This window comes from Candidatus Krumholzibacteriia bacterium (assembly GCA_029865265.1).
Taxonomy (GTDB): domain Bacteria; phylum Krumholzibacteriota; class Krumholzibacteriia; order WVZY01; family JAKEHA01; genus JAKEHA01.
Map to the genome: position 1 here is coordinate 17,986 of JAOUHG010000023.1, position 24,967 is coordinate 42,952.

At 67.5% G+C, this 24,967-nt stretch carries 20 protein-coding genes; 14 read left to right on the top strand and 6 right to left on the bottom strand.

The window, feature by feature from the left end; all coding sequences use genetic code 11:
• Positions 1–180 precede the first annotated feature (180 nt).
• The gene (locus tag OEX18_10715) at positions 181–1,761 is read right to left on the bottom strand and encodes a GWxTD domain-containing protein (GenBank protein MDH4337730.1); all 1,581 of its coding nucleotides are present in this window, start codon (positions 1,759–1,761) and stop codon (positions 181–183) included.
• A gap of 207 nt (positions 1,762–1,968) precedes the next feature.
• On the opposite strand from OEX18_10715, the gene OEX18_10720 reads away from it, so the two are divergent.
• The 3 genes from OEX18_10720 to OEX18_10730 all read left to right on the top strand — a co-directional run bounded on the left by OEX18_10720 (position 1,969) and on the right by OEX18_10730 (position 5,433).
• Positions 1,969–3,357 (top strand): class II fumarate hydratase, encoded by a 1,389-nt coding sequence (locus OEX18_10720; protein MDH4337731.1) that lies wholly within the window; start codon positions 1,969–1,971, stop codon positions 3,355–3,357.
• 3 nt (positions 3,358–3,360) lie between these two features.
• Positions 3,361–4,134 (top strand): tryptophan 2,3-dioxygenase family protein, encoded by a 774-nt coding sequence (locus OEX18_10725; protein ID MDH4337732.1) that lies wholly within the window; start codon positions 3,361–3,363, stop codon positions 4,132–4,134.
• A 108-nt stretch (positions 4,135–4,242) separates the two neighbouring features.
• Entirely contained in the window at positions 4,243–5,433 is a 1,191-nt protein-coding gene (locus OEX18_10730) for a kynureninase (protein ID MDH4337733.1), read from the top strand.
• A 61-nt stretch (positions 5,434–5,494) separates the two neighbouring features.
• Here the strand turns inward: OEX18_10730 and OEX18_10735 are convergent, their stop codons facing one another.
• Complete coding sequence (locus OEX18_10735) at positions 5,495–6,040, bottom strand: hypothetical protein (GenBank protein ID MDH4337734.1); 546 nt, start codon at positions 6,038–6,040, stop codon at positions 5,495–5,497.
• 304 nt (positions 6,041–6,344) lie between these two features.
• Between OEX18_10735 and OEX18_10740 the strand changes: the two genes are divergently transcribed.
• The 7 genes from OEX18_10740 (at position 6,345) to OEX18_10770 (ending at position 16,447) form a co-directional block, all read left to right on the top strand.
• Positions 6,345–7,040 (top strand): succinate dehydrogenase cytochrome b subunit, encoded by a 696-nt coding sequence (locus OEX18_10740; protein MDH4337735.1) that lies wholly within the window; start codon positions 6,345–6,347, stop codon positions 7,038–7,040.
• 19 nt (positions 7,041–7,059) lie between these two features.
• Positions 7,060–8,976, top strand: coding sequence for a fumarate reductase/succinate dehydrogenase flavoprotein subunit (locus tag OEX18_10745; GenBank protein ID MDH4337736.1), 1,917 nt, complete (start codon positions 7,060–7,062; stop codon positions 8,974–8,976).
• A gap of 10 nt (positions 8,977–8,986) precedes the next feature.
• Complete coding sequence (locus OEX18_10750) at positions 8,987–9,754, top strand: succinate dehydrogenase/fumarate reductase iron-sulfur subunit (protein ID MDH4337737.1); 768 nt, start codon at positions 8,987–8,989, stop codon at positions 9,752–9,754.
• 44 nt (positions 9,755–9,798) lie between these two features.
• Positions 9,799–10,518 carry an ABC transporter ATP-binding protein gene (locus OEX18_10755; protein ID MDH4337738.1) on the top strand — a complete coding sequence of 240 codons (720 nt, stop codon included), beginning with the start codon at positions 9,799–9,801 and terminating at the stop codon, positions 10,516–10,518.
• Positions 10,519–10,528: 10 nt separating this feature from the next.
• Entirely contained in the window at positions 10,529–12,883 is a 2,355-nt protein-coding gene (locus OEX18_10760; protein MDH4337739.1) for an FtsX-like permease family protein, read from the top strand.
• Between the two features lie 5 nt (positions 12,884–12,888).
• Complete coding sequence (locus OEX18_10765) at positions 12,889–14,055, top strand: HlyD family efflux transporter periplasmic adaptor subunit (protein ID MDH4337740.1); 1,167 nt, start codon at positions 12,889–12,891, stop codon at positions 14,053–14,055.
• A 73-nt stretch (positions 14,056–14,128) separates the two neighbouring features.
• On the top strand, positions 14,129–16,447 hold the full coding sequence (locus tag OEX18_10770; protein MDH4337741.1) for a glycosyltransferase family 39 protein: 2,319 nt from the start codon (positions 14,129–14,131) through the stop codon (positions 16,445–16,447).
• A gap of 7 nt (positions 16,448–16,454) precedes the next feature.
• Here the strand turns inward: OEX18_10770 and OEX18_10775 are convergent, their stop codons facing one another.
• Both OEX18_10775 and OEX18_10780 read right to left on the bottom strand, forming a co-directional pair.
• Complete coding sequence (locus OEX18_10775) at positions 16,455–17,513, bottom strand: mechanosensitive ion channel family protein (protein MDH4337742.1); 1,059 nt, start codon at positions 17,511–17,513, stop codon at positions 16,455–16,457.
• A 9-nt stretch (positions 17,514–17,522) separates the two neighbouring features.
• Positions 17,523–18,146 (bottom strand): hypothetical protein, encoded by a 624-nt coding sequence (locus tag OEX18_10780; GenBank protein ID MDH4337743.1) that lies wholly within the window; start codon positions 18,144–18,146, stop codon positions 17,523–17,525.
• 145 nt (positions 18,147–18,291) lie between these two features.
• On the opposite strand from OEX18_10780, the gene OEX18_10785 reads away from it, so the two are divergent.
• Together OEX18_10785 and OEX18_10790 are read left to right on the top strand one after the other, a co-directional pair.
• The gene (locus tag OEX18_10785; GenBank protein ID MDH4337744.1) at positions 18,292–18,951 is read left to right on the top strand and encodes a protein-L-isoaspartate(D-aspartate) O-methyltransferase; all 660 of its coding nucleotides are present in this window, start codon (positions 18,292–18,294) and stop codon (positions 18,949–18,951) included.
• A 14-nt stretch (positions 18,952–18,965) separates the two neighbouring features.
• Positions 18,966–19,484: a GNAT family N-acetyltransferase gene (locus tag OEX18_10790; protein MDH4337745.1), complete on the top strand. Its 519-nt coding sequence runs from the start codon at positions 18,966–18,968 to the stop codon at positions 19,482–19,484.
• A 7-nt stretch (positions 19,485–19,491) separates the two neighbouring features.
• On the opposite strand, the gene queF is transcribed toward OEX18_10790, so the two are convergent.
• Together queF and OEX18_10800 are read right to left on the bottom strand one after the other, a co-directional pair.
• Positions 19,492–19,857, bottom strand: a complete 366-nt coding sequence (gene queF / locus OEX18_10795) for a preQ(1) synthase (protein ID MDH4337746.1) — start codon at positions 19,855–19,857, stop codon at positions 19,492–19,494.
• Between the two features lie 29 nt (positions 19,858–19,886).
• On the bottom strand, positions 19,887–22,394 hold the full coding sequence (locus OEX18_10800; protein ID MDH4337747.1) for a hypothetical protein: 2,508 nt from the start codon (positions 22,392–22,394) through the stop codon (positions 19,887–19,889).
• A gap of 133 nt (positions 22,395–22,527) precedes the next feature.
• Between OEX18_10800 and OEX18_10805 the strand changes: the two genes are divergently transcribed.
• Positions 22,528–23,697, top strand: coding sequence for a glycosyltransferase (locus tag OEX18_10805; protein ID MDH4337748.1), 1,170 nt, complete (start codon positions 22,528–22,530; stop codon positions 23,695–23,697).
• Entirely contained in the window at positions 23,694–24,962 is a 1,269-nt protein-coding gene (locus tag OEX18_10810) for a polysaccharide deacetylase family protein (protein MDH4337749.1), read from the top strand. The genes OEX18_10805 and OEX18_10810 overlap by 4 nt, the downstream gene beginning before the upstream one ends.
• Positions 24,963–24,967 lie beyond the last annotated feature (5 nt).

The window sequence follows — 24,967 nt, forward strand, 5'->3', positions numbered from 1 at the left end:
CGGCCCGAGGGGTCAGGAACGACGGCCGATGGGGTTGGGCAACGGATGGATGCGGCCATGGGTGCCTGGTGCCTCGGGGCCGGTTGGGCGTTCTACTCCGAGACAGAAAGACGCTGCCAGGTTGGACGGACGCGTGGGTGCCGCGTCACGAGGATTCTGCGGGGACTGAAAACTGGCCAGCTAATCTCCTTCCAGCAGACGGAACGTGGTGGCGCGGCTCACCCGCCGCGACGACGCGCCGTCCCTGACCGTCACTTCCAGCTTGAACTCACCGGGCCACAGGTTCTGTGTGCTGGCCGACACATGGACGACGTCATCCGGTCCCGGCGCCACCGCCTCGAAGAGCGAGCGAACCTGCAACGGTTCCTCGTGGCTGATGAACCTCTTCCAGATGCTCCGCGGCCGCGCGCTCATGGGCGTGATGGCGTATTCCACGGTGTAGGAATGTGCCCCGTCGGCATCCGTTCCCAGATGATAGACCTCGAAGTACACCGGCACCGGCGCGCCCAGCCGGTAGCAGGCCGACGGACGCGGCACCACTTCCAGCGGACCGCGGTTGAACGGCGAGGCCTCGCGCGCGGCCCCGATGGCCCGGGCGAGTGCGAGATCACTCATCGCGGGGGTCTCCTCCATGTCCGGGCAGCCGACGGTGCGCCGCAGAGAGGTAAAACGTCCGCTCCCACTCTCGCGCACCGTCACCGCCATCCGGTAGGCGCCGGGCGGGAGTGTCAGGCTGGTCTGATTGACGACGGTGCACACCGAGTCCTCAACCAGTGACCATGTGCCCACCGAGTCGGTGCGTGCGTGCCGCACGATTTCGTGCCCCGCCGCATCCCAGAACACGGTGGTGGTGACGAACCGGCGTGAATATGAATCGCCGCTGGGCGGCGTCACGCTGGATTCGAACTCGGTGTTCACGTCGACGCGATCCACGCCATCGCCACCCCGGAAACTGTGCACCGCGAAGTTCATGGGAACGCGCATGGCTGCGAAGTCGAACGGGTACACCACCGGAGTCTTCTCCACGACATCGTAGTAGCGGTACACGCGCTTCATGAAGTCGTCGTAGCCCTTCTCCACGAACGGTGGTGGCAGGTACGCGAACACCAGCGCTTCCGCGTCCACGGTCATGTAGTCCATGGGCCGGTCCGGATTCCATTCGCTGGCGAGGTTGCGGCGGTCGCTGCGCGCCCGCGCCCCCACCGGTGTCTGCACGCCCTCCAGGTACAGAAAGTAGCGCCCGCTGCCGGTGGGATCGGTGAAGCGCGCAAACATGTCGAACTGCGGGTAGTACCAGTACTCCTGCGCTGCAATATAGATGCCCGCCACCACGTCGGCGGGGACACGGCCGTACGACGCCGGCCCTCCGTAACGGATGAACACCTCGCCGCGGTCGTCCCATCCCGGCCAGGCGCCACGGGCAAAGTGCTCGCGGGCCACGTCCACCCGGTGCTCGTGTTCCACGCGCGCCTCGTTCTGCGGCGACGTGTAGTCGGGATCGCGTGGCGCCCACCAGGCGTCGATCCAGGTTCGGCAGCGGTGGTTCTCCGGGGTGGAGAGGAGGGCGGCCAGGTCGTCCGGCGCGAGGAGGTACTGCAGCGCCGCGATCTCCTGCACGAGGGACGGGGAGAGAGATGCCGAACGTTCGCGGACGTCTTCGCGGGAGAGTTTCTTGAGACGCGTGGGGTGGGCGTCCCTCGCGGCGAATCCCGCCACGACAACCAGGGCGGTCAGCACGGTGACAATGCGGATCCGGACCACACTCGCACCTCCGAGGTCAGGGGCGCTCACCGCCGGACGGAGGGGTCTGCCGCGGGGGTCCGGGGGACGCAGACAATATAGTCATGGTTTCCCGCTTCGTCGAGACCCGCCGTTGCGCGCACCCCGTGGTATTTCCCGCCCGGGTCGGCTACAATGGCCGGGACGGCCGCAATCCGGCCACCTGCTGGCAATAAAGAGGAGACATCCATGTCCAAGTATCGCATCGAGAAAGATTCCCTCGGGGAGATGCGCATCCCCGAGACCGCCTACTACGGCGCCCAGACCGCACGCGCGGTGGAGAATTTTCCCATCAGCGGGATCACCTTCCCGCGCCATTTCATCCGCGCGCTCGGCATCATCAAGCGCGCGTGTGCGCGCGCCAACGTGGAGCTGGGCGACCTGGATCCCAAGATCGGCGACGCCATCGCCGCGGCGGCCACCGAGGTTATCGAAGGCAAGCTCGACGCCGAGTTCCCGCTCGACATCTACCAGACCGGCAGCGGCACCTCGACCAACATGAACGCAAACGAGGTCATCGCCAACCGCGCCGCGGAGATCATGGGCAAGGAGCGTGGTCACAAGTCCATCCATCCCAACGATCACGTCAACATGAGCCAGTCCTCCAACGATGTGATCCCCACCGCGATCCACGTGGCGGCGGCGTACGCCATCACGCGCGAACTGGTTCCCGCGCTGGAACACCTGGGCCTGACCCTGGAGGCCAAGGCGGAGCAGTTCGATGACGTGGTGAAGTCCGGGCGCACGCACATGATGGACGCCACCCCGGTGCGGCTGGGCCAGGAATTCGAGGGCTACGAGCGCCAGGTGTCCAACGCGGTGGAGCGGGCGAGCCGCGCGCGCGACGCGTTGCTCGAGCTCGCGCTGGGCGGCACCGCGGTCGGCACCGGCATCAACCGGCGCAAGAACTTCCCGCAGACCGCCATCAAGTACATCAACGAGGACACGGGGCTGGGGTTCTTCGAGGCCATGGACCACTTCGAGGCACAGGGTGCCAAGGATGCGTGCGTCGAGGCCTCCGGCCACATGAAGACCATGGCGGTGAGCCTCAGCAAGATCGCCAACGACATCCGCCTGCTGTCGTCGGGTCCGCGCACGGGCATCGCGGAAATCACCCTGCCCAGCATCCAGCCGGGAAGCTCCATCATGCCCGGCAAGATCAACCCGGTGATCTGCGAATCCGTCACCATGGTGAGCGCGCAGGTCATCGGGAACGACGCCGCCATCACGCTGGGCGGGATGGGCAGCTACCTCGAACTCAACGTCATGATGCCGCTGATCGCGTACAACCTGCTCGAGTCGGTGCGCCTGTTGAGCAACGTGAGCCGCGTGTTCGCGGACAAGTGCATCTCCGGTATCACCGCCAATGAGTCGCGGGCCCGCGAACTGGTTGAGCTCAATCTGTCGACCTGCACCGCGCTGGCGCCGAAGATCGGCTACGACAAGGCGGCGGCGCTGTCCAAGGAGGCCTTCAAGAGCGGCCGCACGGTGCGCGACGTGGCCCGTGAGCAGAAGGTGCTGCCCGACGAGGTGCTCAACGAGGTGCTCAACTTCCGGCGCATGACGGAGCCGGAATAGCGGATGCCCACGTACTGGGACTACCTCAAGGTGGAGGAACTGCTGGCGCTCCAGCAGCCGACCGGTGACGAGCACGACGAGATGCTCTTCATCGTGATCCACCAGTCCTACGAGCTCTGGTTCAAGCAGATGCTCCACGAGCTGGATTACTTCTGCGCGCTGCTGGAGCGCGGCGATCTCCCGCGCGCCTTTCACACCATGAAGCGCATCTTGACGGTGCTCAAGATGCTGGTGGCCAAGATCGACATCCTGGAGACGATGACGCCGCTCGAGTTCCTCGCTTTCCGCGAGCGTCTCGAGTCCGGCAGCGGGTTCCAGTCCGCGCAGTTCCGCGAGCTGGAGTTCATGCTGGGACACAAGCGCATGGGCATGGTGACGCACTACCCCGAGGGATACCCGGGGCGCGACCGGTTGCTGCGCCGCTACGAAGCGCCCACGCTGTGGGATGCGTTCGTGCGCTTCCTGGACCAGGCGGGCTACGCGGTGCCGGCGGCCACGCTCGACCGCAACGTCACCCAACCGATTGCGGCGTCCGCGGAAATGCAGACGTGCCTGATGGGCGTGTACCGCGGCGACGCCTCGCTGGCCAGCCTGTGCGAGCGCATGGTGGATCTGGACGAAGGCATTCAGGAGTGGCGCTACCGGCACGTGAAAATGGTGGAGCGCACCATCGGCACCAAGCGCGGCACCGGCGGCAGCGAAGGCGCGGACTACCTCAAGACCACGCTGATGCGCCCCTTGTTCCCGGACCTGTGGGAGATAAGAACATCGTTCTGATTCTGGGGCTGCGTACGTGATGCCGGTCCGACGCGATTTCCGCAGCGCGATTCCAAATGTTGCGCGCGAGGACCATGAGCGGAGGAGCGGCATCATGTACGCCAAGCAATGAAACCTGACGATCTCTACAAGTCCCCCAACGCGCTCGCGAAGGAGTACGCGCACTTCCGCGTGGGTGAACGGCTGTTGCTGTCCGGCCACTCGCACCAGGCGTGGCCCGATGTTGCCTTCGAGGGGCAGAAGCGCGCCTTCCTCGACGCCGCCGAGTACGTGGACGACAAGTGGGAGCGCGCGTTCGGCGTGGCGGGGACCGTGCGCCGCGGCTGGGCGCGCCTGCTCGACGACGAACCCGAGCGCGTCGCGCTGGGCAACAACACCCACGAACTCGTGGTGCGCTGGCTATCCGCGCTGCCCCTCGGCAAGCGCCCGCGGCTGGTCACCACCGACGGTGAGTTCCACTCCATCCGCCGCCTCGTGGACCGCCTGGCGGAGGAGGGCATCGAGGTGCGCAAGGTGCCGGCGTCGCCGGTGGCCGATCTGGCGGAGCGCCTGGCGCGCGAGGTGGACGACCGTACCGCCGCGGCGATGGTGTCGTCGGTGCTGTTCCGCACCGCGGAAATCGTCCCCAACCTGCGCGCGGTGGCCGCGGCCTGCGCGAAACACGGCGCCGAGCTTCTCGTCGATGCCTACCACCACTTGAACATCGTGCCGTTTTCCGTCTCGGGTATGGGGCTGGAGCGCGCCTACATAACCGGCGGTGGCTACAAGTACTGCCAGCTGGGGGAGGGGAACAGTTTTCTCCGCTTTCCGGCGCGCTGCGCGCTGCGTCCCGTGGCGACGGGCTGGTTCAGCGAGTTCGCCACCAAGGAGGCGCCCATTCCCAATCGCGTGGCCTACGGCGAGGGGCCCGCACGCTTCGCCGGCGCCACCTACGATCCCACCAGCCACTACCGTGCCGCGGAGGTGTTCGGGTTCTTCGAGAAGCGCGGGCTGACCCCCGCGCTGCTTCGCGAAGTGAGCCAGCACCAGGTGGGGCTGCTCGTGCAACGTTTCGACGCGCTCGGGCTCGATCCCGCCCTCATCTCCCGCGACCCGGCCCGCCAACTCGCTAACATTGCCGGCTTCCTGGTGCTGCGCTCCTCGCGCGCGGGGGACATCTGCCGCGCCCTGCGCGAGCGCGGCGTCTTCACCGACTATCGCGGCGACGTGCTGCGCATGGGCCCGGCGCCCTACCTGTGCGACGATCAGATCGTGCGCGCGGTCGGCATCCTGGGCGACGTGTGCCGGGACGTCCGCTGACGCAAAAAGCGCCCCCCGTTTCCGGGGGGCGCTTCTTTCAACACTCGCTCGACGCAGGCGGCTACATCTTGGCCTTCTGCGGCTCCTTGCTCATCTCCGCGCCCGCCTGCGACATCTTCTCGCCGAAGGCCTTCGACGAAGCGGCGTAGTTGTGCAGCGCCTTGATGCCGTCCGGGGTGTTGGACGAGCCAACGACGATGAAGCCGTTGTCCGTCTGGAACTCCTCCACCGAAACGTCGGAGCGCCCCCGGAACGTCATCTGGCCGGTGCAGAGCGGGCAGAGGCTGGCCTTCTGCTCCTTGGTCATGCCGGGAATGCCCTCGGCGCGCTTCTGGCACTCGGCCTCACACTTGTTGAAGGCCGGAATCATGGCCGCGTCCGCGGTATACAGGGTCTCAATGTAGCCGGTCTTGGTGGCGAACACGCTGTGGTGAAGCGTGGGGCCCAGGGCCGGGTCGCTCATCCACACCGAGCAAACCGGGCAGTTCATCATGGCGCCCATCGCCTGCTGCGGCGTCATGTCTTCCATACTGGAATTGGACGCCGTGCCGGCAAAGGCCGCGGTCGCGACCATGAGGGCCGCGACTGTACACAGAATGCGTTTCATATTACGGATGCCTCCTTGCAACTCTCTTCGAGTTCGGGTTTGGGAACCGGCCACGCGGGCCGGGAAAAATCACACATGTCTGTCGCCTTATGCGGAGGGCGGCCAGAAAGCAGATGGCGGAATTGTGCGCCTCCGCGGCGCGCGGGTCAAGACCCGACCGGGGCGGTGGGCCCCGGGGTACGCGCCGGTAGCGGCCGGGCGAGAATGTCCTTGTCGGCAAACGACCTCTGTGGGAAACTCCGATTCGGACGATCGCCTCCGAAGCCGCATCGTCCCACACCAACAAGCACCCAGAACTGCATTCATGAGCGCTTTCAAGTTCTACGAGTCCACCGTCGGTAGAAAGTTCGTCACCGGTCTTGCCGGTATCCTGCTGGTGGGTTTTCTCTTCGTCCACCTCGGCGGCAACCTGACCATGCTGGTCAGCGGCGGGCTGTTCAACAACTATACCCACCACCTGGAATCGCTGGGCGTTCTCCTTTATATCGTGGAGATCGTGCTGCTCGGCATCTTCGTGGCGCACATCGTGACCGCGTTGAATGTGCAGCTGGAAAAGCGCCGCGCGCGGCCGAAGGGTTACGCGGTCAACGCTTCCAAGGGCGCGCCCAGCCGGCAGACGCTCGCATCGCGCTCCATGATCGTCACCGGTCTGGTGCTGCTGGTGTTCGTGCCGGTGCACGTGTGGATGTTCAAGTTCAACCAGGGGCAGCCGTCGCCCACCATGATGCACAACGGCAAGGAGATTCGCGACCTGTACGGCATCGTCGTCACCGCCTTCAAGCAGCCGCTGATCGCGTGGGGGTATGCTGCGGTGATGTTCCTGCTGGGATTCCATCTGCGGCACGGTTTCTGGAGCGCCTTCCAGTCCATGGGCGCGCTCAACCGGCGCCTGCTGCCGGCGGCCTATGCGCTGGGGCTGCTGGTGGCGTTGCTGCTGGCGAGTGGCTTCATCCTGCTGCCGCTGTGGATTCACTACGTAACGCCGGCCCCGGGATTGTGAGGCGGACACCATGATCGACATGACGCTCGACGCCAGAATCCCGCCCGGTCCCGTGGACCGCAAGTGGGACCTCTACAAGGCCCAGGCCAAACTGGTCAGCCCGGCCAACAAGCGCAAGTACACCATCATCGTGGTGGGCACGGGGCTCGCGGGCGGCGCCGCGGCCGCCTCGCTGGCCGAACTGGGCTACAACGTGCTCTCGTTCTGCATCCAGGACACGCCGCGGCGCGCGCACAGCGTGGCCGCGCAGGGCGGCATCAACGCGGCCAAGAACTACCAGAACGACGGCGACAGCGTGTGGCGCCTGTTCGTGGACACGGTGAAGGGCGGCGACTTCCGCGCGCGCGAGGCCAACGTCTACCGCCTGTCGCAGCTGTCGGTGAACATCATCGACCAGTGCGTCTCGCAGGGCGTTCCGTTTGCGCGCGAATACGGCGGCACCCTGGCCAACCGCTCCTTCGGCGGCGCGCAGGTATCGCGCACCTTCTACGCGCGCGGCCAGACCGGGCAGCAGCTGCTGCTGGGCTGCTACAGCGCGTTGATGCGCCAGGTGGACGCGGGCAAGGTGAAGATGTTCCCGCGCCGCGAAATGCTGGACCTGGTGCTGGTGGAGGGCAAGGCGCGCGGCATCGTGTGCCGCAACCTGGTGACCGGCGCGGTGGAGAGCTACGCCGCGGACGCGGTGCTGCTGGCCACCGGCGGCTATTCCACCGTGTTCTTCCTGTCCACCAACGCGGTCAACTGCAACGCCACCGCGGTGTGGCGCTGCCACAAGCGCGGCGCGCTCTTCGCCAACCCGTGCTTCACGCAGATTCATCCCACCTGCGTACCGCTTCTGGGCGAGTCCCAGTCCAAGCTCACTTTAATGAGCGAGAGCCTGCGCAACGACGGCCGCGTGTGGGTACCGAAGGGCAAGGACGACAAACGCCCGCCCCACCAGATTCCCGAGGGGGACCGCGACTACTTCCTGGAGCGCATCTACCCGGCCTTCGGCAACCTGGTGCCGCGCGACATCGCCTCGCGCGCCGCCAAGCGCATGTGCGACTCCGGCCACGGCGTGGGCAACACCGGCTACGCGGTGTACCTGGACTTCGCCGACGCCATCAAGCGTATGGGCAGGGAGACGGTTCGTGAACGCTACGGCAACCTGTTCCAGATGTACGACGAAATTACCGGCGAGGATCCGTACCAGACACCCATGCGCATCTACCCCGCGCCGCACTACACCATGGGCGGCCTGTGGGTGGACTACGGCCTGATGAGCAACGTGCCCGGGCTGCACGTGCTGGGCGAGGCGAACTTCTCGGACCACGGCGCCAACCGCCTGGGCGCCAGCGCGCTCATGCAGGGCCTGGCCGACGGGTACTTCGTCATTCCGTACACGCTGGGCAACTACCTGGCCACCTCCGAGGTGCAGAGGGACAAGGTAACCACGGATCATCCCGCTTTCAAGGAGGCCGAGGCGAGTGTGGACGCGTCGGTCAAGAAGCTGCTCGCCGTCAAGGGCAAGACCACGGTGCGCGACTTCCACTGGCGCCTGGGGCGTATCATGTGGGACGACGTGGGCATGAGCCGCACCGAGGAGAGCCTGAAGCGCGCCATCCAGGAGATTCGCGCGCTGCGTACGGAGTTCTGGCAGGACGTGAACGTGGTGGGTGGCAACGATTTCAACAAGGAGCTCGAGTTCGCCGGCCGCGTGGCCGACTTCCTGGAGCTGGGCGAACTGATGGCGATCGACGCGCTGCAGCGCAACGAATCCTGCGGCGGCCACTTCCGCGACGAGTACCAGTATCCCGACGGGGAGGCCATGCGCGACGACGATAACTTCGCGCACGTTTCGGCGTGGAAGTTCAACGGCGACGGCGTTCCCGAGACCCAGGTGAAGGAACACCTCACCTTCGAAGACGTGAAACCGGCCATGCGGAGCTACAAGTAGGGCGGCGCGAATGAACTTCAAGCTCAAGATCTGGCGGCAGACGAGCGCGAAAGCGCCGGGCGGCTTCAAGCAGTACAGTGTCGAGGACATCATCCCCGAGATGTCGTTCCTCGAGATGCTGGACCACCTGAACGAACAGCTGGTGAAGTTGCGCGAGGAGCCGGTGGCCTTCGACAGCGATTGCCGCGAGGGCATCTGCGGCACCTGCGGCCTGGTGATCAACGGGCTTGCCCACGGCTCACGCCCGGGGTGCACCACCTGCGAGCTGCGCATGCGCCACTTCAAGGACGGGGCCACCATCACCGTGGAGCCGTTCCGCGCGCGCGCGTTTCCGGTCATCAAGGATCTGGTGGTGGACCGCGGCGCTTTCGACCGCATCATGCAGCGCGGCGGCTACATCACCACCAACGCCGGGTCGGCGCCGGATGCCAACGCCATCCTCATCCCCAAGGATGCCCAGGAGGCGTCCATGGACTCGGCCGCGTGCATCGGCTGCGGCGCGTGCGTGGCGGCCTGTCCCAACGCGTCCGCGTCGCTGTTCGTGAGCGCCAAGATCACGCACCTCGCCCTGCTGCCCCAGGGGCAGCTGGAGCGCGAGCAGCGCGCGCTGAGCATGATCCGCCAGATGGACGCGGAGGGCTTTGGCAACTGCTCCAACCACGGCGAGTGCGAGGCGGTGTGCCCCAAGAGCATTTCGATTTTGAACATCGCGCGCATGCGGCGCGAGTTCTTTGGCGCGGCGTGCAGCGGGCCGTCCTCGCCCGGCGACGGAGAGTAGCCGCCGGGGCATAAGCGGACGGGCGTGTGGCCGCGGTGATATCTGTGGCTGAGAACGATGCCAGACCCGTCTTCATCGCCCGCGGACTCACCAAGATCTACCGGGTCGGCGAGGTGGACGTGCATGCCCTGCGCGACGTCGACCTCGACATCCTCCCCGGCGAATTCCTCGTCATTCTCGGTCCCTCCGGAAGCGGCAAGTCCACGCTGCTGAACATCCTGGGTGGGCTCGACGTTCCCACCAGCGGGACCGTCCACTTCCTCGACCACGACCTCACCGACGACGACGAAGAGGAGCTGACCCGCTACCGGCGCGAGCATGTGGGCTTCGTCTTCCAGTTCTACAACCTCATCCCCAGCCTGACCGCCATGGAGAACGTGGCGCTGGTGACCGAGCTGGCCGAGCGTCCCATGGATCCGTTGCACGCCCTGGAACTGGTTGATCTCTCAAGCCGCCGCGATCACTTTCCCTCGCAGATGTCGGGGGGCGAGCAGCAGCGGGTGGCCATCGCGCGCGCCATCGCCAAGCAGCCCGACGTGCTCCTGTGCGACGAGCCCACCGGCGCGCTGGACGTGGAGACCGGCCTGGTGGTGCTGGAGGCGCTGGCGCGGGTCAACCGCGAGCTCGACACCACGGTGGCGGTGATCACCCACAACGCCTCCATCGCCGGTCTCGCGCACCGTGTGGTGCGGATGCGCAGCGGGACCATCGCCGCCATCGAACGCAACGAACACCGCGCGGAGCCGGCGGACATCCGCTGGTAGAACCATGAGCATGCTGCACCGGAAACTTCGCCGCGACCTCTGGTACTACCGGGGCCAGATCCTCGCGGTGGTGCTGGTGATGGTGGCGGGAATCGCGCTCTTCGTGTCGCTGCGCAGCATGAACGGCTACCTGCGCACGTCCCTGGAGGACTACTACCGCAGCGAACGGTTTGGCGACGTGTTCGCGTCGCTGCGGCGCGCCCCCCTCTCGGTGGCCGGCGACATCGCCGCCATTCCCGGCGTGGCCGCCGTGGAGGCGCGCGTGGTGGCGGACGTGATCCTGGATGTTGCCGGCGCGGAAGAGGTGGTGACGGGGCGGCTGGTCTCGCTCCCGGATACGGGGCCGCCGGCCCTGAACCGGGTGGTGCTGGATCGCGGCCGTCTGCCCGTGCACCGCGGCGAGGTGGTGGTGAGCGCGGCGTTCGCGCGCGCCCATCACCTGGTGCTGGATAAACGCGTGGGCGCGGTGCTCAACGGGCGGCTGCAGCAGCTGACCATCGTCGGCATCGGCTACTCGCCGGAGTTCGTGTATGAGATCCGCGGCGGCATGGAGTTCTTCCCGGACAACCGGCGCTTTGGCATCCTGTGGATCGGGCGCCGCGAACTCGCCGGCGCCTTCGATCTGGACGGCGCGTTCAACGACGTGGTCGTGCGCCTGGAACGCGGGGCCGGCGAGCGTGCCGTCATCGACGCCATCGACGACCGCCTCGAACGATACGGCGGGCTCGGCGCGTACGGGCGCGAGGATCATCTGTCGCACCGCTTCGTGTCCGATGAGATCCAGGAGACGCGTGTCACCAGCATCTTCATCCCCTCCATATTCCTGGGGATCACCGCGTTTCTCCTCCACATCGTGCTGTCGCGGCTGGTGGGCGTGGAGCGCGAGCAGATTGCGGTGCTGCGCGCCTTCGGTTTTCCGGCGCGGCGCATCGTTGTGCACTACCTGGCGTTCGCGGCGGTGCCGATGACGCTGGGCGCGGTTGCGGGCGGGGGGCTGGGGTTATGGCTGGCATCGGCCCTGGCCGAGATGTACACGCGCTTCTTCCAGTTTCCACACGCGGTGTACCGGCCGGACCCGGTGGTATTCGCCATGGCGTTCGGCGTGAGCGCGGCGGCGGTGCTGGCGGGCAGCGTCAGCGCGGTGCGCGCGGTGTTGCGGCTGCCGCCGGCCGAGGCCATGCGGCCCCAGGCGCCGCCCGTGTACCGCCGGGGCGTCGTCGACTGGCTCGGTATCGGGCGGCACGTGGGGCCGGAGGCGCGCATGGTGGTGCGGGGCCTGGAGCGCCGGCCGGTGAAGACGCTGCTCTCGGCGCTGGGCATCGCCTTTGCACTCGCCATGGTGACGACGGGACGCTACAGCTACGATTCCATCGACCGCCTCAAGGACATCCAGTTTCACCGCGCGGACCGCTCGGACGTGTCGGTGCTGTTCAACGAGCCGCGCACGCCTGCGGTGCGCTTCGAGCTGGACCGGCTGCCGGGGGTGACGCGCAGCGAGCTGTATCGCGTGGCGCCGGTGCGGCTGCGCAACGGTTCCCGTGTGCACACCACCGCCATCTTCGGGCTCGAGGCGGGTTCGCGGCTCAGGCGCCCGGTCGACGCCGCCGGACTCTCCTTCGACGTGCCCGCGGACGGCCTCATGCTCACCGCCGCGCTGGCCGACATGCTCGGTGCGCGCACCGGCGACGAGGTCGAGGTGCACTTCATGGAAGGGGAGCGCCGCACCACGGTGGCGCCGCTGGTGGCCACGGTGGATGAAATGGTGGGATCGGTTGCGTACATGCAGCTCGACGCCCTGCACCGGCTGGCGCGCGGACCGGTGCAGGTGAACGGCGCGTTCATGCGCGTGGACGCCGACCGCCGCGCGGACACCCGCCGCATCCTGGCCGGGCGGCCCGGGGTGGGCGGCGTCACCGAACGCCGCGCCATGCTGGCGAGTTTCGAGAAGACGGTGGAGGAGAGTTTCGTGATCTCCCTGGTGACGCTGCTGGTCTTCTCCGTGCTGATCGCGGTGGGGATCGTATACAACAGCGGCCGCATCGCTCTCTCCGAGCGCGCGCGCGAGCTGGCCAGCCTGCGCGTGCTGGGTTTCACGCGCCGCGAAGTGGTGCGCATGTTCCTCGGTGAGCAGGCATTCCTGGTGGGGGTGTCGCTTCCCTTCGGGATGGTCATCGCGTACGGGTTCTGCTGGCTCATCTCGGCGCGCGCGCAGTCGGAGCTGTTCCGCCTTCCGCTGGTGGTGGAAACGAAGAGTTACCTGGCGGGCATCGTGGTGGTGCTGGTGGCCGCCGCGCTGACCGCGCTGGCGCTGCGCCGCCGCGTGGAACGGCTGAACCTGGTGGAAGTACTCAAGGCAAGGGAGTGAGAAGAATGCGTCGACCCCTCCGGCTCGTGTTGCGTATTGGCGTCCCGCTTCTGGTGGCGATCGTGGTGTGGTTGGCGTTGCGCCCGTCGCCGGTCCCGGTGGAGACCGCGGTGGTGGATCGCGGCCGCGTGCAGGTGACGGTGGAGGAGGAGGGGGAGACGCTGGTGCACGACCGCTACCGCATCACCGCGCCGGTCACCGGGCAGTTGCGGCGGCTGACGCTGCGCCAGGGGGACGCCGTGAGCGCCGGCGACGTGCTCGCGCAGGTCGAACCGGCCCCGCTGGGGACGCGGGCACTGGAGGAGGCGCGCGCCCGCCTGGCGGCCGCGATCGAGGCGCAGCGCGCGGCGAAGGCAACGCTGGAACGCGCGCGCGCGGCGTCGCAGCAGGCCGAGCGGGAGCGCGAACGCGCCGCGCAACTGGTCAAGGACGGCCTGATTGCGGTGGAGGCCAGGGAACGCGCGGACCTTGCGGCGCAGACGGCGGCGCGAGAACTCGACGCGGCCAGCCACAACGAGAAGGTTGCGGCGTACGAAGTGGCGCAGGCGCGCGCGGTGGTGGAGCCGCGTCCGGGCGCCTCCGCCATCACCCTGTCCTCGCCGGTGGCGGGTTGCGTGCTGCGCATCGACGATCCCAGCGAACGCGTGGTTGCCTTTGGCGCACCCATCATGGAAATCGGCGACACCTCGCACCTGGAGGTGGTCGCGGACCTGCTCTCCAACGACGCGGTCCGGGTGTCGGTGGGGGATACGGTGGAGGTGCACGACTGGGGCGGCGACTCCACGCTGGTGGCCGTGGTCGACGTGGTCGAGCCGTCGGGGTTCACCAAGATCTCTGCGCTGGGCGTGGAGGAGCAGCGCGTCAACATCCGGGCCATGCTGGCCAACCCGCCGCGCCAGCTGGGCGACCGCTACCGTGTCATGGTGCGGGTGGTGTTGTGGCGCGGGAACGACGTGCTGCGCATTCCGCGCGGCGCGGCCATCCGCACCGGCGCCGGGTGGCACGCCTTCGTGGTCGAGGGCGGTCGCGTGCGGGAGCGCGTCATTCGTGCGGGCCGGCAGGGCAGCGGGTTCGTGGAAGTGCTGGACGGACTCGCAGCGGGGGACATGGTGGTCATGTATCCCGACGAGCGCGTTCGCGACGGCGCGCGGGTCCGCTCCGCGCGGCCCTGACCGGGTGTCTCCGGCTCCGGTGTTGTGGAGGACGGCGCCGGTCTGCTAGTGTTGCCGCACTGCGCCCCCTCCCATGCTGAACACTCTTTCCAATCGAACGCTGCGGCTGCTGCTCGCCGCCCTCGCCCTCGCGGTGCGCATCCCCTTCGCGGGCTACTTCGACTTCGTCAGCTTCGACGGCACCTTCTATCTCAACCAGGCAAAGGCGCTCCTGCAGGGCTCGCTCTCCGGCGGCGCGTTTCCCATTGGCTACCCGCTCATGGTGGCACCGGTGCTGGCCATCGTGCGCGACCCGGTGCGCGCGGGCATGATCGTGTCGCTGCTCGCGGCGGTGGGGACGGTGCTGGTGTTCTTCGAACTGGCGCGCCGCCTCGCCAACCGCACCGACGCCCTCATCGGCGCCGTGGTGCTGGCCGCCACCCCGCTGTTCATCCAGACCTCGCTGCTCACGCTGTCCGAGTCCGCCTACGTGTTCTGGGTGATGCTCACCCTCGCGCTCTTCGGCGTGGGCCGCTTTGGCCTGGCGGGGCTGGCCATCGGTATGGCGGCGGCCACGCGCCCCGAGGCCATCGCGGTGGCGGGAACGCTGGGCGCCATTCTGCTGGTGCGCTGGCTGCGTGCGCGCCGGCCGGCGCCGCGCGTGCTGCTGCTGTTCGTGGGGTGCTTTCTGGCGGTGTACGCGGTGAACATCGCGGCCATGTCGGTGCCGCGCGGCGGGCTCACCGTTCTGTCGCGTTCGGGCGCGTTCGAGTCCAAGGCCACACCGTGGATGTTGCGCGAGTCGTCGGTGGACTACGAGGGCAAGGCGATCCTGGAAGAAGCCGCGCGCCGGAGCGTCACCCAACTCGACCGCACCTCGGAGTACGCGCAGCGCCTGCCGCGCGACCTGCTGCACCTGTTCATGCAGACGCTGCCGCTGCTGCCGCTGCTGGCGCTTTTCTCCCGGCGCGCGACGTTCGTGCTGGCCGCGTTTGTGCCCATCTTCTTCATACCGCTCTTCACCGAGGACCGCGGCATCCTGCGCTGGATGGTGCCCTACCTGCCGCCCATGATCCTCTACGGCATGATGGGGGTTGCGGCCATCGCGCGGCCGCGCCTGCGCACGCTGGCGCGCGCGGCGGTGGTATTGACGGCTCTGTTCGCGTTCTTCGTGAACCGCGGCGTGCTGCGCACGGGTCTGGAAGACGAGATGCGCCCGGTGAAGGCGGTGGCGCGGAACTTTGCGTCGCGCGTGTCGCCGGGCGATTTCATTGCCGACCGCAAGCCCTACTTTGCCTTCTACGCCGGCGGGCGCTACCGCGAAATCCCCATCGCCCCGTGCGGCGAGGCGGTGGCCAGCCTGGCCGCGGACAACGTGCGCTACCTGTCCCTGTTCCAGCCCGTCATTCACAACCTGCGCCCGGCCATGCGCCCGCTGGTGTACGACATGGCCGCCATCCGGGGTGAGCTGCGCTATAAACAGGTGCTCTTCGACCGCTCGGGGCAGATCGTGTATCAGCGTGTGCTGGACGAGGAGCCCATCACCGACCGGCCGCTCACCAGCCCCGACACCACCGCACTCGCGCCGGCGTGGTCGCCGGACGGAAAGACCATCGCCTTCCGGCGCTTCACCAAAGACGGCGACGGCGAGATCTGCGTGATCGCCGCCGCGGGGGGTACGCCGCGTGTGATCATGAAAACCGGACGCATCGCGGACTTCCTCTCCTGGTCGCCGGATGGAAAGCGCATCACATTCTCGCAGGTGACCGATGACAACCAGGATATCGCCGCGGTGGATTTGGCCACGGGTCGGGTGGAACGCCTCACCCGCGACCCATCGCGCGACTACGCGCCCTCGTGGTGTCGCGACACGGGCGAGATTGTGTTTGGTTCGGACCGCAACGGCACGCCCGGGGTATGGTTGCTGGCGCGCCCGGGTGTGACACCCACGCTGCTCTCCGGTGACATGCCCGCGGGGCCGCCCAGCATCTCGCCGCGCGGCGACGTGGTCACCTGGCTCGACGGCGTGGGACGCCTGGTGCTGCTGGACCGCGCCAGCGGCCAGCGCGTGGTGGTGGCCGAACCGCGCGGCATCCTGGCGCCGGCGGCGTGGCACCCGGATGGCAACGTGTTGGCGGTGGCGGCCTACGACTGGGGGGTGGCGGAGATTTATCTCATTCGTGTTACCGACGGCCGCGCGCTGCGCGTCACCAACCGCATCCGCGGCAAGAGCATGCCCGCCTGGAGCGCGGACGGCACCGAGATCGCGGTGGCGTCGGGAGAGAAGAGCGACGTGTCGCTCATCGTGCTGGGAACGCTGACGCCGTACCTGGCACGGCTCCACGACGACGACGACGTGGGCGCATTCCAGCGCCCCGACGACACCCGCGGCGAACCGCCGGCACCGCGCTAGCGCGGCTTCACTCGCCGGCGTTCTTCATGTACACGGTGCGGATGGGGAAGGGAATTTCGATTCCCTCCTGGTTGAAGCGCTTGTGGATGGCCTTCACCAGCTCGTGCGTGGCAAGGTACTGCGCGGGGAAGTTGGTGCACTGGATGACGAGGTTGAAATTGATGCTCGAGTCGCCGAATGCGTTGAAGCGCACGGCCGGCTCAAATTCCTTTACCGTCCCCTCCACACGCTCAATCACTTCCTTCGCCACCTCGATGGACACCCGCTGCACCTTCTCCAGGTCGCTCGCGTAGGAGACCCCGATACCCAGCACCACCCCGAATGGCTCGCTGGGGAGGGCGTAGTTGATAATGATGGCGTCGGTCATCTTGGTGTTGGGAACCACCACCAGGTTGTTGCGCACCATGCGCAGGGTGGTGGAGCGCCAGCCGATGTCGTGGACGAAGCCCTCCTGGCCGCTGTCGAGCTGAATGAAATCCCCGGTGTTGATCTCCTTCAGCGCCAGCAGCTGCAGGCCGGCGAAAAAGTTTGCCAGCGTGGGCTGCAACGCCAGCGCCACCGCCAGACCACCCACACCCATGGCGGTAATGAGGGGTGCAATCTGGATGCCCATGGTCTGGAAGATGACCAGAAGACCGATGCCGAAGATGATGACGTTGACCACGATATTCGCCAGGCTGGCCGACGATGGCACCACCTTGTAGGCGTAGTGAACCGCGAGTCCGCTGGCCAGGCGCGCCACCACGAACACGGACAGCAGCATGACCGCGATGCGCATGCCGGTGGTGAGCTGGTTGTCGATGTTGTCCGGGAGTGGCACGGATGGCAGCGCCATGTAGATGCCGACAAGCAGGAACGCCCACACCGCCACGCCCTTGACCGAGTTGACGATGACGTCGTCCAGTTTGCCCTCGGTGGTGGTGGCGAGCTTGCGCAGGCTTCCCAGCAGCACGCGATCCGCGATGAAGCCGACGATGAGCGAGAGCGCCACGATGCCGCCCGCGGTCAAGAGCTCGCGCGTGGTGGCGGACATGCCGCTAAAGATGGAGGCAAACACGAAGACCATGCGCAGAATCTATCGCGAACGCGCCGCGCGATCAAGTGCCACCGCGGGACTCTTGACGGAAAGCGAGAAGAACCCCTCGGAGATGGTGCGCGTGCCCGCGGGATCGCTGTTGGACACGTCGCCCATGTTGAAGGAGATCCCCTTCATGGTGCCGGTGAGCACGTTCTCGTCGCTGAACGTCAGCCGGAACGTCCCCGCCGTCACCGCCAGCGACTCGATGGGGTCGCCGCCGTCGGGCGCCTCTTCGTAGTAGAGCCACACGTTGTCGGGGTCGGCGGTGGCCTCGCCCACGGTCGACACCGGGGTCAGCGACACCGGGAAGTCCGCGCGCAGCGCAAACACCATGCGGATCTGGAACACACCGGCGGCGGTGCTCATCTGCCCGGACACGTCGTAGCGGTTGGAGGTGGTGAGCACCACCGAGACGTCGCCGTCATCCAGGCAGAACGCGACGGGGCTCGAACGCCCCACGATCTTCGCGCCCAGCCCGGTGTCGACAGTGCACAAGCGATCGTTTGGCTGGACGGGGTCGTTGCCCTCGCACGCCAGGCAGAGTGCAAGGCACAGCAGCAGGCCGAGTTGGCGTCGGCCCCGGGATGCCGGGTTGGTGCGGGTGCGGGTGTGCGGTATCATTGCACTATAATAGAGGGCGGACCGGCGGCGCGCAATGTTCCCCGGCCGGCCGCACTGTTACCGGGAGTATCCCATGGTGTTCCGTTGTTGCGTAAACATCCGGCGGCCGGCTGGCCCGGCCGTGCTGGCGGTGGCATGTGCCCTGATGGTGGCGGCCGCGGCCCCGCCCACGGACGAGGAGATGACCATGAAGCGCAAGCAGATGGTTGAGAAGCAGATGGAGCGGCGCGGCATCACCGATGCGCGCGTGCTGGAAGCGCTGCGCGCGGTGGAGCGTCACCGCTTTGTCCCCGAGACCGCGCAGGAGGACGCGTACGAGGACTACCCGCTGGCCATCGGCTTCGGGCAGACCATCTCGCAGCCGTACATCGTGGCGCTCATGACCGAGTCCATCGAACCGAAACCGGGTGACCGCGTGCTCGAAATCGGCACCGGCTCGGGATACCAGGCGGCGGTACTCTCGCTGCTGGTGAAGGACGTGTACTCCATCGAGATCGTGGAGGAGCTGGGCCTCGCCGCCGCCGAGCGGCTGGCGCAACTGGGCTACGACAACGTGCACGTGCGCGTCGGCGACGGCTACCAGGGCTGGCCGGAGCACGCGCCCTTCGACGCCATCGTCGTCACCGCCGCACCGCCGGAGATTCCGCAGGCGCTGGTGGACCAGCTGGCCGAAGGCGGGCGCATGGTGATCCCGGTGGGGACGAGCTACCAGGAACTGCTGATGGTGGAAAAAAAGAACGGCAAGGTATCCCGGCGCGTGATCACGGTGGTACGCTTCGTGCCGATGGTCCCCGAGAAGAAGTAGGGGAGACGGCACCGATGATACTGAACGTGGACAACCTTGCAGTCGAGGTGCGCGCCGGAACGCCCGCCGATGTTCCGTTGCTGTTGACGTTCATCCGCGCGATGGCTGAGTTCGAAAAGCTGACCGCCTCCGCCACCGAGGCCTCGCTCCGCGACGCACTCTTCGGCGAGGATGCGGTGGCCCACGCGCACCTCGCATTCGTGGATGGCAAACCCATCGCCTACGCCATCTACTTCTTCTCCTTCACCAGCATGATGGGCAGACGCGCGCTGTGGCTCGACGATCTGTTCGTCGACCCCGCGTTTCGCGGCAAGGGCATCGGCAAGGCACTCATGGCCTACCTGGCCGGCATCGCGGTCAAACACAAGTGCGCGCGTTTCGAGTGGATCGTGCTCGACTGGAACACATCGGCAATCGAATTCTACCAACGCCTCGGCGCCGACGTCCTCCCCGACTGGCGCATCTGCCGCGTCGACGAGGCGCAACTGCCGCGCATCGCCAGCGGGCTGGTCGTTTCGACGGACGCCGACTAACGGCTCATCACGCCGCGGGGGAGTCGCCGCGGCGCACGGTGACGACGGTGTGGATGCCGCCGCGAACCAGGAAGTCTCCCACCACTTCGATGAAGCGCGGCTTCACGGCGGCGGCGATGTCGTCCAGGATGCGGTTGGTGACGGCCTCGTGGAAGGCGCCCTCGTTGCGGTATGACCACAGGTAGAGTTTGAGCGACTTGAGCTCCACGCAGTGGCGGTCGGGCACGTAGCGGATGCGGATGGTGGCAAAGTCGGGCTGCCCGGTGCGCGGGCACAGGCAGGTGAACTCCGGGCACTCGAACGAGATCAGGTAGTCCCGGTCGGGCTGCGGATTGTCGAAGACTTCCAGTTCGCGGGATGGCTGCGTGCTCATGCACGCATTGTAACCCGCCCGCGCGCCTCCTACCACTTCTGAATCGTGACCTCGCCGATGGGCACGCCGCTGAGGCTGTCGTCGTCGTAGAGATAGTCGCGCAGGTAATAGTTGGGCTGGTTTGCGACCAGGCGCATGGTCGCCTCCACCCGGTAGCGTCCCGGCGCGATGTCGGTGGGAATCTGCACGCGCACGTCGTCCTCCACGATCTCACCCTCGTCCCACACGTCGGGCGCGAACAGTCCGCCCTGGATCATGTGATCCGCGCGGAAGCGGTAGCGCTCGCCGCGCACCTTCTCCAGGAGCTTGCGCGTCACCTTGGGGAAGGGCCGGCCGCCGAAGGGGAGTGTCAGGTCCTTCTTGTCGAAGCGAATCGTCACCACGTACGTCCCCGGCGGGCTCAGGCCGGCGCGCTGCCAGAACAGGTCCAGCACCAGTTCGCCGCCCGCGGACAGGATGCCCTCGCCGCGCAGGAGGGCGCCCGCCAGCACCGCCTCGCCCGCCCGTACCCCCAGGGAGTCGGCCGTGGCGGGGAGTTTCGCCACCACCGGCCGCGGCACGGGGCGCGGCAGCGTGCTCAGGCGCTCGTCGTGGCGCCAGCGGAACACCGTCAGCCCGTCGTCGAGCGCCCGCGCGTCGAACTCGTAGCGCAGCGAGTGAAACATCTCCAGCGACTTCAGCGCCGCGGCGGGTTCCAGGGTCCAGTAGTTGAGAATCAGATCCGGCGGCAGCGCCTTGTTGATCACCACGTGCGAGACGAGGTTCTCGCGGATGAGCAGATCCTTGTCGCGCGCGCTGGTGTACGGGCTCACGATGTCGCGCGCCGCGTTTACGCGCTCCTCCACGCGCGTGTCGTTGGGGGGCGCGTGCTGGTCCAGCGTGCACACCACGTAGTAGGGCGTGAAGGCGCTCATCATGTACGACGTCACCGGGTCGCTGGCCACCACCGAACCCGGTGGCAGCGCGGTCGCGAGCTGGTAGAGCCCGCGCGCCCAGCGGTCGGGGCTGCGCCGCCGTTCGGCTTCCAGCGTCTTCGATGAGAACGCGGTGTGCCCGAAGATGGGCACCACCGCCGCCACCAGCGCGATGGCCACCACCACCCGTGCCACCGGGGCGTGGGGCCGGCGCGCCAGCAGGAACGCGGGCAGGATGTAGAACGGCACCAGCGGGTCGAGGCGGAAGGCCAGGTAGCGGATGGCACCGTAGAGCGGTGTGGCCACGAACGGCACCAGTTGCGTGATCAGAAAGGTGAGCAGTGCGGCGATGGCGTAGCCCACGCCGGGCACGCTCTTGCGCAGGCGCCACAGCGGCACGATGCATACGATGGCCGCAAACCCCAGCGGGCCCAGAAAGTGCAGCAGCCGGAACGGGTCCGAGACGAACCACTTGTCCGTGAGGTACATCGCACTCTGCACCTGCTCGTGCAGCGGGTTGGTCTGGTACGCGGTCAGCCAGCGGTAGAGCATGAAGGGTGCGGCACCCAGCGCCGCCCAGGCGCTGACACGGAACGAACGTTGCAGATGCTCGCCGAGGCTCGTGCACGGGGAACACGTCCGCCACAGCACGATGATGGCGGCTGCGAAGGCCACCAGCACGCCGTATTGCACGTGCACCGCCGTGGCCGCAAACGCGTACACCGCGCACCAGCGCACCGCCGATCGCGGGCCGCGGTGCATGTACTCCATGGCCGAGGCGATGAACAGCAGCAGGAAGGCGGTGCCGAACCGGTTGGGGTAGAACGCCGCCCGGATCATGGAACTGGAAACACCCCAGTCCGTCCCCACCAGAAACAGGACCACCGCGATGGCCGCGGCCAGGCGGTGGCGTCCCAGCAGGGAGCGCGACGCGGAGTACACCGCGAGTGTCATCATCAAAAGGAGGAACCCGCCGTACGCGCCCAGCACGTCGAGCGGCGAGGCGCCGGTGTGGCGCGCGGTGAAGCCGTAGATGGTGTGGAGCAGCGCCTTGCGCAGGTCCTCGCCGTCCCGGCCCGGGTTGAGATAGAACGCGGTGGTGGGGAACGGGTCTCCGGTGCGCGCGATCTCCGCCACGTATCCGGCGTGGTCGATGGTGTCGCTCTTGATTTCCGTGGACGGCCCGGTGAGCAGCACGCCGATCACCGGCTGCACGATGAGCAGCGCCAGCACCACCAGCAGCCGCTTGTCGCGCATGCGAATGGAGGGGTGGACGGGGTTGGTGCGGGTGGGGTCGCGCCGCGGCGACCGGGCGGCCACCGTCAGGATCACCACCGGCAGCGCCATGCGGAATGCGTCGATGGAAACCCCGCTCACCGCCCACAGGAAGGCCATGGCCAGCAGGAAGGCCAGGCCGGTGGCGCCGGCCAGCGCCGCCGCGTCCAGCGGATCGCCGCCGCGAAGGCGCGCGGTGCGGTTGAGCAGCACCCCGGGAAGCACGATGCAGTAGCCCATGACCACGGGGATGCCCACCCACGTGGCCAGGACCGGCGGGGCGTACGGGGTGAGCGCGTAGGCCGCCGTGGCGATGATCAGGAAGATGGGTGAACGCAGTGAGAACATCGGGCAACCCCCCGGGCGATGAGAAATCGCCTAAGGTTTTGTGTTTATAGCAGATGTGTGGGCGTGCTAGAATAGAAAACTTGAGGTGTTCCAGCCAGACGTTGTCCCCTCCAGACCGTGAGACCCAACGACCGTGACGTCGGAGCCGCATCGGATTCTGATCCTGAACAACGAGTTCCACATGGGTGGGCTCGAGAAGAAGCTGGTCGAGTTCCTGGCCCGCTCGGACCGGTCCCGGTTCCAGTACGCGGTGTGCTGCCTCAAGGAGGGCGGGCACTTCAAGCCCGAGATCGAGGCGATGGGGATTCCGTTCTACGAGCACCTGCTGCGGCACCGTTTTGACGCGCTCGCGTTTCGGAGTCTGGAGGAGGTGTTGCGCCTGGAGCGCTCGGAGTTGATTTACACGTTCACCCATCCCAACACGGTGCTGTTTGCATACCTGGCCCGCATGCGGGGGTTGGTCGAGCGGGTGGTTGTCTCCTACCACGCCACCGGAAACAGGCGGGACGGCCGGCAGGTGCCGCAGTACCTGCTGCCGCTGGTGCGCCGCTTCGACGCGCTGGTGGCGGTGGCGGAGGCGCACAAGCGCTACCTGGTCGAGGAGGAAGGACTGCCGGGCGGGAAGATCCGCGTGATCTACAACGGCGTCGATGCCACCCGGTATCGCCCCGCGCTCACCGGCGAGCGCGAAGACGTCCGCGCGGCGCTGGGGATTCCCGCCGGCGCGTTCGTGATGATGGCGGTGGCGTCGCTCAAGGAACTGAAGCGTCTGGATCTGCTGCTGAGCTCCGCGGCGCCGCGGTTGCGCCGCGAGCCGGCGGCGCACCTGGTGCTGGTGGGCAAGGGTCCCGAGCGCGAGCGGCTCGAGGCGCTGGCGCGCGAGCTGGGTGTGCATGAGCGGACGCACTTCCTCGGTGTGCGCGACGACGTGGAAACTGTATTGCGCGCCGCGGATCTCGTCGTGCTGTCATCGCGGACCGAGGCGTTTCCGAACGTCGTCCTGGAAGCCATGGCGACCGGTCTCGCGGTGGTCACCACCGACGTCGGCAGCGTGCGCGAAATGGTGGAACCGGAGGACAGCGCCATCGTGGTTCCTCCCGGTGACGAGGCTGCGCTGGCGCGCGCCATCGAGCGGCTGGCGGGGGACGCCACCCTGCGCATCCGCTTCGGCGCGCGCGGGCGGGAGATCGTCGAGGAACGCTTCCGCATTGACGCCATGCGCGACGCGCGCGAGCGGCTATTCGAAGAACTCCTTTCCCCCGCGTACCGGGGGGCAACGACGGGGGCGGTTTCGTCGCGATGAACGTGCTTAAATTCGTATTCGGGCATCGGGGTGCGTCCAATCTGGTAAAGCGCAGCGCGCAGATCGCCACCCGTTTTGGGCCCACGCCGGGGCGCATGGGCGGGCGTTTCGAGCGTTTCATGGACATTCTGGACGAGTACGCCATCCGGCCCACCTTTCCCATCACCGCGCTGCCCATGAGCCGCAACCCGGACTTCGCGCACCGCCTGCTGGACCGCGGCGCCGAGCTCGCCGTGCACGCGTGGTCGCACATCGACCTCTCCGCGCTCGACCTGGCCGGCCAGCGCGAGCACATGAGCCGGGCGGTGGAGTTGTTTCGCTCCTGCTCGGTGCCCTTCACCGGATTCCGCGCGCCCTACCTGCACTGGAACGAAGACACCATGCGCGTGGTGGGCGAGTTCCAGTTCCGCTACAGCTCCAACCAGACGCTGTGGTGGAACGTGATCGACGAGTCGGCGCTGGGCGAGAAGGAAAAGGAAGGGCTCGCGCGCGGCATCGCCTTCTACGGGCCCATTCCCGCCGCGGGTTTCCGCGCGCTGCCGTTTCGGCGCGACGGCTTCATCGAGATACCGGTGTGCCTGCCCGACGACGAGATTCCGCTGGACCGCATGTACATCCACGACGCCGACTACCTGGGCAGCATGTGGCGGCGCATCTTCGCCGAGACCTACGCGCGCGGCGAGCTGTTCACCCTGCAACTGCACCCGGAGCGCATCGACTTCTTCGCCGGCGCGCTGCGCGGGCTCCTTGCCGACGCGCGCGGGCGCAAACCCGCGGTGTGGATCGCCACCCTGGACGAGATCGCGCAGTGGTGGGAGGCCAAGGCGCGCAACCGCGCCCAGTTCGTGCGCGAGCGCGACGCCTTCCGCGTCACAGTGGACGCGTGTCCCGGCACCACGCTGATGCTGTGCCGCAACGGCATGGAGACGCCCATCGACGCGCCCGGGCTCACGGTGGACTCACGCTACCGGCCGTGCGTGGGCGTGGCGCCGGCGTCCCACCGCGATGCCATTGCCATATTGACCGACCTCGGCTACATCGTCGAGGTGGGCGAGCGCTCCGATGGCTACGCCGTGCACCTGGGGCTGCTGGACAGGACCGACTACAATGCCATCGCCGCCAGCCGCCGCGTGATCGACGAGTCCACGCGCCCGCTGGTCCGCTTCGGCACCTGGCCGCGCGGCGCGAAGAGCGCGCTTTCGGTGACCGGCGACATCGACGCGCTCACCATCTGGGACTTCGTGGCGCGCTTCCGGGGTCTGTAGTACCA